The sequence below is a fragment of the Streptomyces sp. NPDC059142 genome (assembly GCF_042755665.1).
Taxonomy (GTDB): domain Bacteria; phylum Actinomycetota; class Actinomycetes; order Streptomycetales; family Streptomycetaceae; genus Streptomyces.
Genome location: NZ_JBHZDA010000144.1, coordinates 1 through 10,379, shown reverse-complemented (window position 1 = coordinate 10,379; position 10,379 = coordinate 1). Strand labels below are relative to the sequence as shown.

Genomic DNA, 10,379 nt, shown 5'->3' with positions numbered 1-10,379 from the left:
CACCACGAGAGTGCGCGCCCCGGCCCGTACGATCGCCCGCCCGGTCCGCCGGCCGGGCATCGGCGCTACTTCTTGCGGCGGCGTCCGCTGGGCGCGCTCTTCTGCGCCTTGCGGCGCTCGGCCCGCGTCATACCGTCCGACGTGGAGCGCGTCGGCCCTTCGGCGCTCTGGAAGTCGCCCTCGACGATGCCGCCCTCGCCGTCCACCGTGGGAGCGGAGAAGTGCAGCCGGTCGGGCCGCTGCGGCGCGTCGAGGCCCTTCGCCCGGATCTCCGGGCGCCCGGTGCCCGCGGGCACCGCGTCCTCCTTCTTGGCGAGCGAGGTGCGCTCGCCGGAGTCCTCCACCGGGACCTCCTCGACCTGCTGCTCGACCTGGACCTCCAGGTTGAACAGGTAGCCGACGGACTCCTCCTTGATGCCCTCCATCATGGCGTTGAACATGTCGAAGCCCTCGCGCTGGTACTCGACCAGCGGGTCCTTCTGGGCCATCGCCCGCAGGCCGATGCCCTCCTGGAGGTAGTCCATCTCGTACAGGTGCTCGCGCCACTTGCGGTCGAGGACGGAGAGGACCACGCGCCGCTCCAGCTCACGCATGATGTCCGAGCCGAGCTGGTTCTCCCGCTCCTCGTACTGGGCGTAGATGTCGTCCTTGATGGACTCCGAGATGAACTCGGCGGTGATCCCGGCACGGTCGCCGGCCGCGTCCTCCAGCTCGTCGACGGTGACCTTCGTCGGGTAGAGCTGCTTGAAGGCGCCCCACAGCCGGTCCAGGTCCCACTCCTCGGCGAACCCCTCGACGGTCTCCGCCTGGATGTACGCGTCGATCGTGTCGTCCATGAAGTGGCGCACCTGCTCCTGAAGGTCCTCGCCCTCCAGGACGCGGCGGCGCTCGCCGTAGATGACCTCGCGCTGCCGGCTCAGGACCTCGTCGTACTTCAGGACGTTCTTACGGGTCTCGAAGTTCTGCTGCTCGACCTGGGACTGCGCGGAGGCGATCGCGCGCGTCACCATCTTGTTCTCGATGGGGACGTCGTCCGGCACGTTCGCCATGGACATCACACGCTCGACCATCTGCGCCTTGAAGAGCCGCATCAGGTCGTCGCCGAGCGACAGGTAGAAGCGGGACTCGCCCGGGTCGCCCTGACGGCCGGAACGGCCGCGGAGCTGGTTGTCGATACGGCGCGACTCGTGGCGCTCGGTGCCCAGGACGTAGAGCCCGCCCAGCTCCTTGACCTCCTCGAACTCCGCCTTGACGGCCTGCTCGGCCTTCTCCAGCGCGGCCGGCAGGGCCGCCGCCCACTCCTCGACGTGCTCGACGGGGTCCAGGCCGCGCTGACGCAGCTCCGCCTCCGCCAGGTCGTCGGGGTTGCCGCCGAGCTTGATGTCCGTACCGCGGCCGGCCATGTTCGTCGCGACGGTGACGGCGCCCTTGCGGCCCGCCTGGGCGACGATCGTGGCCTCACGGTCGTTCTGCTTGGCGTTCAGCACCTCGTGCTGCACCCCGCGCTTGCTGAGCTGCTGCGAGAGGTACTCGGACTTCTCGACGGAGGTGGTGCCGACCAGGATCGGCTGGCCCTTCTCGTGCTTCTCCGCGATGTCGTCCACGACCGCCGCGAACTTGGCGACCTCGGTGCGGTAGATCAGGTCGGACTGGTCCATGCGGACCATCGGCCGGTTCGTCGGGATCGGCACGACGCCCAGCTTGTAGATCTGGTGGAACTCGGCGGCCTCGGTCATGGCCGTACCGGTCATACCGGAGAGCTTGCCGTAGAGGCGGAAGAAGTTCTGGAGGGTGATCGTGGCGAGGGTCTGGTTCTCGTCCTTGATGTCCACCCCTTCCTTCGCCTCGATCGCCTGGTGCATGCCCTCGTTGTAGCGGCGGCCGGCGAGGATACGGCCGGTGTGCTCGTCGACGATCATGACTTCGCCGTCGATCACGACGTAGTCCTTGTCGTTCTTGAACAGCTCCTTGGCCTTGATCGCGTTGTTCAGATAACCGACGAGGGGGGTGTTCACCGACTCGTACAGGTTGTCGATGCCGAGCCAGTCCTCGACCTTGGCGACACCGGGCTCGTGGATCGCGACCGTGCGCTTCTTCTCGTCGACCTCGTAGTCGCCGGTCTCCTCGATGCCCTTGAGCGGGTTGCCCGCCTCGCCCTTGGTGAGGCGCCTGACCAGCTTGGCGAAGTCGCCGTACCACTTCGTGGCCTGGTCGGCGGGGCCGGAGATGATCAGCGGCGTACGGGCCTCGTCGACCAGGATGGAGTCGACCTCGTCGACGACGGCGAAGTTGTGGCCGCGCTGGACCAGCTCCTCCTGCGACCACGCCATGTTGTCGCGCAGGTAGTCGAAGCCGAACTCGTTGTTCGTGCCGTACGTGATGTCGCACGCGTACTGCTCACGGCGCTGCGCCGGCGACATGTTCGCCATGATGCAGCCGACCTTGAGGCCGAGGAAGTTGTGGACGCGGCCCATCAGCTCGGAGTCGCGCTCGGCCAGGTAGTCGTTCACCGTGATCAGGTGGACGCCCTTGCCGGACAGCGCGTTCAGGTACGCGGGCAGCGTGCCGACGAGGGTCTTGCCCTCACCGGTCTTCATCTCGGCGACATAGCCGAGGTGCAGCGCGGCGCCACCCATGAGCTGGACGTCGTAGTGGCGCTGTCCCAGGACACGCTTGGCCGCCTCGCGGACGGTCGCGAACGCCTCGGGGAGCAGGTCGTCCAGGCTCTCGCCATCGGCGTACCGCTCTTTGTACTCGGCGGTGAGCGCCCGCAACTCGGCGTCGGAGAGGCTGACGAAGTCCTCTTCGATAGAGTTGACCTGGTCCGCGATGCGGTGCAGTTTGCGCAGGATCTTGCCTTCGCCTGCACGCATGAGCTTGTTGAAGACGGACACTGAGGCTGGTCTCCTTGCCGGTCGGGCCTGGCACGTGGGTCGGAATCGGACACGGGCGCGGGCACGGCAGGCGGGCCCCACCGCAACGGCCATCGTAAGCGAGGACTCGGCCGCGCCGGGAGGGCCGCCGTCACGCGGGTCTGCCGCCACCCTCATATATGAACGCGCGGAACCCGTGGAAGGTGCCGGTACGGCGGGAAAAGCATTCGTCCCGGATGACACCGCTCAGCAGAATCCGTCCATGGAATCCGTCACCCTCACCACCGGGCGCCTGCTGCTGCGCACCCTCACGTCCGACGACATCGACGCCGTGCACGCGATCTGCCAGGACCCCGCGATACAGCGCTGGATCTCCGTCCCCGCACCGTACGAACGCGGACACGCCGAGCACTTCGTCGAACGCCTGGTCGCGGACGGCTGGCGGTCCGGGACGAACTGCACCTTCGGTTTCCTGCCCCTCGGCGGCGGCCCGCTCATGGGCGCGGTCAGCGCGCACCGCCGGACCGGCACCTGGGAGATCGGCTACTGGACGGCGAAGGAGCACCGCGGGCGCGGCCACACGGTGGAGGCCGTGGGCGCCGTCGCCCGCTGGATCTTCACGGAGCTGGGCGCCGGGCGGCTGGAGTGGCGCGCCGAGGTCGGCAACGAGGCGTCGCGCGCCGTCGCGGAGAAGGCCGGTTTCGTGGTGGAGGGCGTGCTGCGCGCCGCCCTGCTCCAGCGGGACACACTGCGTGACGCCTGGGTCGGCGCGCTCCTCCCCTCGGATCTGGGACTGCCCGCCACACACCCGTATCTGCCCGCGCGGAGCTGACCCCGGCCGCCCGGCCCGTTGTCGGTGCGGCCGTCTATCGTGCGGACCATGACGACTGTGCCGCCCGCCACCGCCGAGCTGTCCGCCGACGAGGCCCGCCGTATCGCGCTGCGCGCCCAGGGGTTCCTCGGCGCCCCGGACCGGCGCGGCGGGGTGCGGGGCGTGCTGCGCCACCTCGGCGCGGTCCAGCTCGACACGATCTCGGTGCTCGCCCGGTCGCACGAGCTGATCCCGTACGCACGGCTGGGCCCGGTGGGGCGCAGGACGGTCGAGGACGCCTACTGGACGCCGCCGGCCGACGGCGCGTCGCCGCCCGATCCACACGCCTTCGAGTACTGGTCGCACGCGGCCTGTGTGCTGCCCGTCGAGGAGTGGCCGCACTTCGCCTTCCGCCGCCGCGCCTACCGCGCCCGCCCGCACTGGTACCACGAGCTGGCGGACGGGACGTACGACGCGGTGATCAAGCAGTTGCGCGCGGAGGGCCCGCTGACCGCCACGGAACTGGGCGGCGCCAAGAACGGCGGGCCGTGGTGGGACTGGTCCGAGGCGAAGGTGGCCGTCGAGCGCGCGCTGATGTACGGCGAGGTCGTGTGCACCGGGCGGCGGAGCTGGAAGCGGGTGTACGACCTGGCGGAGCGCGCCATCCCCGGCGACCTCCTCCACGACGAGCTGGACGACACGGAGTGCCTGCGCCGTCTGGTGACGCTCGCGGGCCGGTCGCTCGGGGTGGGGACGCGCGCCGACATCGCGGACTACCACCGGCTCAAGGGCGAGCAGGTCGACGCGGTGATCGCGGACTCGGGGCTGGTGCCGGTGAGCGTCGAGGGCTGGACGAAGCCCGCGTGGGCGGACCCGGCGGCGCTGGCGACCGCCCCCCGCGGCCGGCACCGCACGACGCTGCTCTCCCCGTTCGACTCCCTCATCTGGGAGCGCGCCCGCACCGAGCGGATCTTCGGCTTCACCCACCGGCTGGAGGCGTACGTCCCCAAGCAGAAGCGGGTGTACGGCTACTTCGCGATGCCGCTGCTCTCCGGCGGCCGGCTGCTGGGCCGGGTCGACCCGGCGCGGGAGGGGAAGACGCTGGTGGCCAAGCAGGTGTCCCTGGACACGCCGAAGGCCGTGTCCCCGATGGCGTCGGCGCTGCGGGAGGCCGCGGAGTGGGTCGGCTGCTCGGACGTACGGGTGGAGCGTGTCGACCCGCCCGAGCTGCGCGCCCCGCTCGCCGAGGCGCTCATCGCGGCGGGGTGACGCGGGAGCGCGCGGGCCCCGCCCGGACCGCGGAGGCCGCTCCGGGGGCGGCCCCGGACGGCCCGGGATCAGCGGATTTCGAGGATCTTCTCGCGCATCGCGTAGACCACGGCCTCCATCCGTGAGTGGAGCTGAAGCTTCTCCAGGATGTTGCGGACGTGGTTCTTCACGGTGTTCTCGGAGATGAACAGCTCCTTGGCGATGTCCCGGTTGTTCATGCCCGTGGCCACCAGCTTCAGGACCTCCAGCTCCCGCTCGGTCAGCCGCGGCGCGGGCACGAGCCTGCGCTCGTCGGTGCGCTGGATCATCGACTTGAACTCGGTGAGCAGCTTGGACGCCATGGACGGGCTGATCTGCGACTGGCCGTCGGCCACGGCACGGATCGCGGTGGCGACCTCGTCGGTGGAGATCTCCTTGAGGAGATAGCCGGTGGCGCCCGCCTTGATCGCGTCGTAGAGGTCGGCCTCCTCGTCGCTGATCGTCAGCATGATGATCTTGGCGCTGGGTGCCACCTCCTTGATGGAGGTGCACGCCTCGATACCGCCGCGCTTGGGCATCCTGACGTCCATCAGCACGATGTCCGGGAGCAGGTCCGCGGCCTTGTCGACGGCCTCGGCCCCGTCGCCCGCCTCCCCGACGACCTGGATGTCCTCCTCCTGCGCGAGCACGATCTCCAGCCCTCGGCGGAAGAGAGCGTGGTCGTCCACGACGAGGACCCGGATCGGTTCGGGGCGCGAGCCGCCCCGCTCCGCCTCCGTGTCGGACCCGGACCCGGCGCCGCCGGCCGCGCCGCCGGCCCCACCGGCGTGATGCACCGGTCCGAAGCTGTCCGCCATCGTTCCTCCCCCTGAAGGCCGGGGCCCGCATTCATGGAGCCGGCCAACCGCAGTTCGCAGACCACTTGTTGGCTTGCGGCTCCATGATTTCATGCCCGGGCGGCCGAGGGGTCGTCCTCCGGAAGCACGGCGGTGCCCCCAAGGGCTCTACGAGCGCTCGGGGGCACCGACGGACGTGGGATTCCGGCCTCTTTTCCGGCTGGATCCAGGCGGTCCGGCCGGTGTGCCGACCGGCCGGCCGCGCCAAGCCGCACCCGGCCGCGCCCGGCCGCGCCGCTCAGCCGCTCCCAGCCGTCCTCAGCCGCCGAGAGCGCCGCCCGCGCCGTCCGGCTCGGAACCGGCCAGCGGGTCCGTCCTGAGATGGATGACGCCGTAGTCGTAGGCGTGGCGCCGGTAGACGACGCTGGGCTCCTTGGTGTCGGAATCGACGAAGAGATAGAAGTCGTGACCGACCAGCTCCATCTCGTAGAGCGCCTGGTCGAGCGTCATCGGTGCGGCGACGTGGTTCTTCTCCCGGACCACCAGGGGGCCTTCGCCCTGCACCTCAATCGTGCCGATCATGGTGGTGGGTACAGCCTCGCGGGTCTCCTGCGCCGCCGTCTCGCCGTTCGCGTTCAACTGGGCCACGCCAGGTACGACATCGACGACCTCCGCCGCGGACAACCTGCCGTTGCCCCGCCGGTTGTGACGCTTGTCGTGCTGCTTGCGCAGCCGCGCCTCCAGCTTGCCGGTGGCCAGGTCGAGCGCCGCGTACGGGTCGGCGGCTGCCGCCTCGGCCCGGATCACGGGGCCCCGCGAGTGCAGGGTGATCTCCACCCGGTCACTGCGCTCGGCCTGCCGCGGATTGGGCTCCTTGGACACCTCGACATCGAGGCTGATCACCTTGGCGTCGAGCTTCTGGATCTTCTCCAGCTTCAGCTTCTCCGCCACGTGCTTGCGGAACCGCTCGGGCACCTCTGTCTTACGGCCCTTGACGACGATGTCCACGCAGAACTCCGTTCCCGGATCACTCCGCCTCGCTGCGGAGTCACTCCTTGTTGCACCAGGCCCCGATAGTCACCGGAGCCTCGGACTTGGTGACTTTCACCTCCTCCTCCCCCAGCGGCGAGATCCCCACTCCCCTTGATTTCCGGGGGTCTGAAAAGCGCCGGAGCACACCAGTGCATTCAATGAGTCGCGGCTCGCGCCATTCCTCATAACCGAACATAGACCCCCCGGACGGGTGTCGGCACCCGCTACCGGCACGTACCTCTGTTCAGCTCTTTTCCTGCCCTGTTCACCTGCAACGATGCACAGTCCTGATCAGTTCCGGTTTATTTCGAAAGACAGCGGCGGAGCGGCGACGACGGCGGCACTCACCTGTACGAATCCAGGAATGCCGGACCCCATGGCGGCACGCAGTGCCCTCGCCCCTTCGGCGAGCGACGCACCCGTCGTCATGAGATCGTCCACCAACACCACCCGACCGCCTTCCAGCAGCCGGGTACCCCCGATCGCGACCTCCAACGCCCCTGAGAGATTCATCTGTCTCTGCCGGGCACCGAGGGCCGCCTGATCGGCCACCGGGCGGCGCTGCCGCAGCACCGGCAGGACCCGGCACTCGCGCCCCGTGCGCCGCAGCTCCCCGGCGGCGGCGAGCGCCACCCTGCGCCCGGCGTCGTGCCCCCGCGCCCCGATCGCGCGCGGCGTGGACGGCACCGGTACGAGCAGCAGCGGGCCCACCCCGGTACCGGGCGGCGCGGCGGCCCGTACAGCGCCCGCCAGAGCGCGTCCCAGCGGCGCGGCGAGGCCCAGTGCCCCGCGCTCCTTGTGTGCCAGCAGAACGGCCCGTACGGCGTCCTCGTACGGGGCCGCGGCATGGACGGACGGCAGCCCCGGCGGCTCCGGCACCGGCCGCACCCGGCACGGCCATGTCCCGTACAGCGCCCGGCCGCACGCCTCGCACAAAGGTGTCCTGGGGCTCCCGCATCCGCCACAGGCGACCGGCAGCACCAGGCCGGTGATCTCCCGCCACCACGCCCGCATGGGACACACTGTGCCAACCTCGGAGGCACCCGGCCACCCCTGTGGACAACTCGGCCGGCCAATCCCCGTAACCAGCCGTTTTCCCGCCCCGGCGGCCGATGGCGACCGATCGTTTCCGGCCCTGCGTACCGAGCCGGGCACCCGGTGCCGACAGTCGGAAAGGCGGTCGGAGAGGCGGCCGGAAGGGCGGCCCCCGGCGTCAGCCCGGGTAGACGGGCGACGAGCCCACTTCGACCATCGTCTGCCAGTTCGCGCCCGTCGGCAGCCGTACGATCCCGGCGTCCTCCGAGTCGGCCACCACAGGCTGCTGGTCGTCGTCGGCCGCGGCGATCGCCGTCACCTGGTTCAGCCCCGGCAGCACGCTCGACGCCGAGGTCGACCCGTCGGTCTGCATGTAGCGGACCTGCTGCACACCGCCCTGCTCCTTGCCGACCACCACGAGCCTGCTCGGACCGGCCCAGGAGACCGCGGTGACGGTCTCCAGTTGCGGAGCCGCCGACTGGAGCTCCGCCACGGACACCACCTGATCGTCCCCGGAGCCCTGCCGCTCCACCCGCCCGATCTGGAGCGTGGTCCTGCCGTCCTTCGCCAGCAGCAGCGCGATCCGCACCCCGTCCGCCGACACCCGCAGCCCCTCGACGCTCGCGCCGTCCAGACCGTCGACCGTGACCGTGCGCGGCTCGCCCGCACCGTTCGCGAACCGCAGCAGACGCGGATGCGCCGGGTCCCGGTCCGCGACCCACAGATCGCCGCGCCCGTCCCAACTCGGCGCCGACAGACGCCCCTTCTCGTCCGGTCCCTTGCTGGTCACCAGCGGCTCGCCCGGCTCGCTGTCCGCGAGGATCGACGACACGTACAGCGACTTGGCGTCCTTGGTGACACCGGCCGCGTGCTTCTCGTCGCGCGCCACCCCGACCCAGCCCAGCTTCAGATCGCCCTTGCCCAGCGGCCCGATGACCTGCGAACGGTCCACGTTCTCCGCGCTGCCGGCCTGGAGCAGCGAGAGCCGCCCCCGGTCGTCCACGTAGTACGGGTTGTCGGGCCGGCCGGTGGTGCGGTCCGGTGCGAACTCCTCGGCCTGGTCGCCGCTGAGCACACAGAGCGAGGAGCCGTCGGCCAGCAGCTCGACCTGCCCCACCGGCGTGGCGGTGAGGTCCCGCAGCGTGAACAGGAGCTGCGCGGCCATCTTCCGGCACTGCGTGCGCCCCGCCTTGGCCGCCTTCTCGTTGAGCGGCACCTTCAGCGCGTTCCGGTCGTCGAACTCCAGCGACGTCGTGTTCTTCTCCAGCGCGGTACCGCGCGGGAACGGCGAGTCGACCACCGGTTTCAACCAGTTCGTCGGCCCGTCGAGCAGCACCCGGACCGCCTGCGTGACCGGATCCATCCGGGTCGTGGGGTCTATCCGCTGCCGGATGTAGACCGGGTCGGCGACCAGCCAGTTCTCCCCGGAGGCGAAGTAGTACTTGTTCACCGACCGGTAGTTGCGCTGGAAGTCCGACTCGCCCAGCACGAGCCCCTGCGGCAGATCGTCGATCCGCCACTCCTTGGCGCCCCCGATGTTCTGCCGCACCAGATGGATGCTGCCGTTGTACGCCGTGGGGTCCAGCGGCTGGTAGGCGTGCGAGGAGTCCACGTCGGCGATCCGGTCGCCGTACAGCGGATAGGTCAGCCCGCCGCTGTCCGAACCCGACGCCTCCTTGGGCACGGCGGGGTCCGGCGCGGCGCGCAGCACCGTCGTACCCGCGCCGGGCTGCCAGTAGCGCGACGCCTCCGGCGTCAGATACTTCCTGGCCATCGCGAAGTCGGGATCGTCACTGGTCATGGCCTCCAGGAAGCCGTCGACGATCTCGGCGGGCCCCGCCTTCTCCCGCGGCGGTACGGCGTACACCCGCACCTGGGACTCACCGGCCGGGGACGCCTTGACCGGCTCCACGTCCCCGCTGTCCGGGATCGACGCGCACCCGGCCAGCAGCAGGGCGAGCACCCCCAGCACGACCGGCGTCCGCACCGCCCTTCCGAACCAACGGCGGTCAGCGCCCACGTATCGTGTCCTCCCGCTTCGGGTCCGACAGCGCGGACTCCTGGGTGTCGCTCTCGGGGGTCCGGTCCTCGGCGGGCCGCGGCACCACCCGGGCACCGCTGCCCGGCAGCGCGGCGGGATCCACCGCGGCGGACGTACGGGGCAGCACGGACGATGCCGCCGCCTGGAGCGGGGAACGGTCCACGCGCGGCTGCTCCGGCACGCTCGTCAGCCGGTGCGCGCTCTCCTTCGGCCCCTCGGTCCCGGCGTTCTCCCGGTTGCGCCGGGAGTCCTCGGGCTCCAGCGGTATGGGGGAGCCGCGCAGCGCCTCGTCGGCCGTACGCGGCAGGGTCAGCCGGAACTGGGAGCCCCCGCCCGGCTCGCCCCACGCCTGGAGCCAGCCGCCGTGCAGCCGCGCGTCCTCGACGGCGATCGACAGCCCGAGCCCGGTGCCGCCGGTCGTCCGGGCGCGGGCCGGGTCGGCCCGCCAGAAGCGGTTGAACACCCGGGTCGCCTCGCCCGGCTTCAGCCCCACCCCGTAGTCC

8 protein-coding genes are annotated in these 10,379 nt (G+C 70.8%); 2 read left to right on the top strand and 6 right to left on the bottom strand.

From position 1 onward, the window contains the following. Positions 1-65: 65 nt before the first annotated feature. The gene (secA, locus tag ACFXPK_RS30980; RefSeq protein WP_385000274.1) at positions 66-2,894 is read right to left on the bottom strand and encodes a preprotein translocase subunit SecA; all 2,829 of its coding nucleotides are present in this window, start codon (positions 2,892-2,894) and stop codon (positions 66-68) included. Positions 2,895-3,135: 241 nt separating this feature from the next. On the opposite strand from secA, the gene ACFXPK_RS30975 reads away from it, so the two are divergent. After that, positions 3,136-3,705 (top strand): GNAT family N-acetyltransferase, encoded by a 570-nt coding sequence (locus tag ACFXPK_RS30975; RefSeq protein WP_385080443.1) that lies wholly within the window; start codon positions 3,136-3,138, stop codon positions 3,703-3,705. A 48-nt stretch (positions 3,706-3,753) separates the two neighbouring features. Then, on the top strand, positions 3,754-4,953 hold the full coding sequence (locus ACFXPK_RS30970) for a winged helix-turn-helix domain-containing protein (protein WP_385080442.1): 1,200 nt from the start codon (positions 3,754-3,756) through the stop codon (positions 4,951-4,953). A 68-nt stretch (positions 4,954-5,021) separates the two neighbouring features. Here ACFXPK_RS30970 and ACFXPK_RS30965 read toward each other — a convergent pair whose 3' ends face one another. The 5 genes from ACFXPK_RS30965 to ACFXPK_RS30945 all read right to left on the bottom strand — a co-directional run. After that, positions 5,022-5,789 carry a response regulator gene (locus tag ACFXPK_RS30965; protein ID WP_385000283.1) on the bottom strand — a complete coding sequence of 256 codons (768 nt, stop codon included), beginning with the start codon at positions 5,787-5,789 and terminating at the stop codon, positions 5,022-5,024. Positions 5,790-6,086: 297 nt separating this feature from the next. After that, a complete protein-coding gene (gene hpf, locus ACFXPK_RS30960; RefSeq protein ID WP_385080439.1) occupies positions 6,087-6,776 on the bottom strand; it encodes a ribosome hibernation-promoting factor, HPF/YfiA family in 690 nt (229 codons plus the stop codon). Positions 6,777-7,091: 315 nt separating this feature from the next. Continuing rightward, positions 7,092-7,814 carry a ComF family protein gene (locus tag ACFXPK_RS30955; protein WP_385000290.1) on the bottom strand — a complete coding sequence of 241 codons (723 nt, stop codon included), beginning with the start codon at positions 7,812-7,814 and terminating at the stop codon, positions 7,092-7,094. Between the two features lie 199 nt (positions 7,815-8,013). Then, on the bottom strand, positions 8,014-9,822 hold the full coding sequence (locus tag ACFXPK_RS30950; protein ID WP_385000293.1) for an LpqB family beta-propeller domain-containing protein: 1,809 nt from the start codon (positions 9,820-9,822) through the stop codon (positions 8,014-8,016). A 22-nt stretch (positions 9,823-9,844) separates the two neighbouring features. After that, positions 9,845-10,379: ATP-binding protein (locus ACFXPK_RS30945; protein ID WP_385080437.1), on the bottom strand; the 535-nt coding region annotated here is incomplete at its 5' end.

Bases quoted from the DNA above. Each gene is read 5' to 3' on its own strand.
- ACFXPK_RS30965 (WP_385000283.1), bottom strand. From the start codon at position 5,789: ATGGCGGACAGCTTCGGACCGGTGCATCACGCCGGTGGGGCCGGCGGC.
- ACFXPK_RS30975 (WP_385080443.1), top strand. From the start codon at position 3,136: ATGGAATCCGTCACCCTCACCACCGGGCGCCTGCTGCTGCGCACCCTC.
- ACFXPK_RS30970 (WP_385080442.1), top strand. From the start codon at position 3,754: ATGACGACTGTGCCGCCCGCCACCGCCGAGCTGTCCGCCGACGAGGCC.
- ACFXPK_RS30955 (WP_385000290.1), bottom strand. From the start codon at position 7,814: ATGCGGGCGTGGTGGCGGGAGATCACCGGCCTGGTGCTGCCGGTCGCC.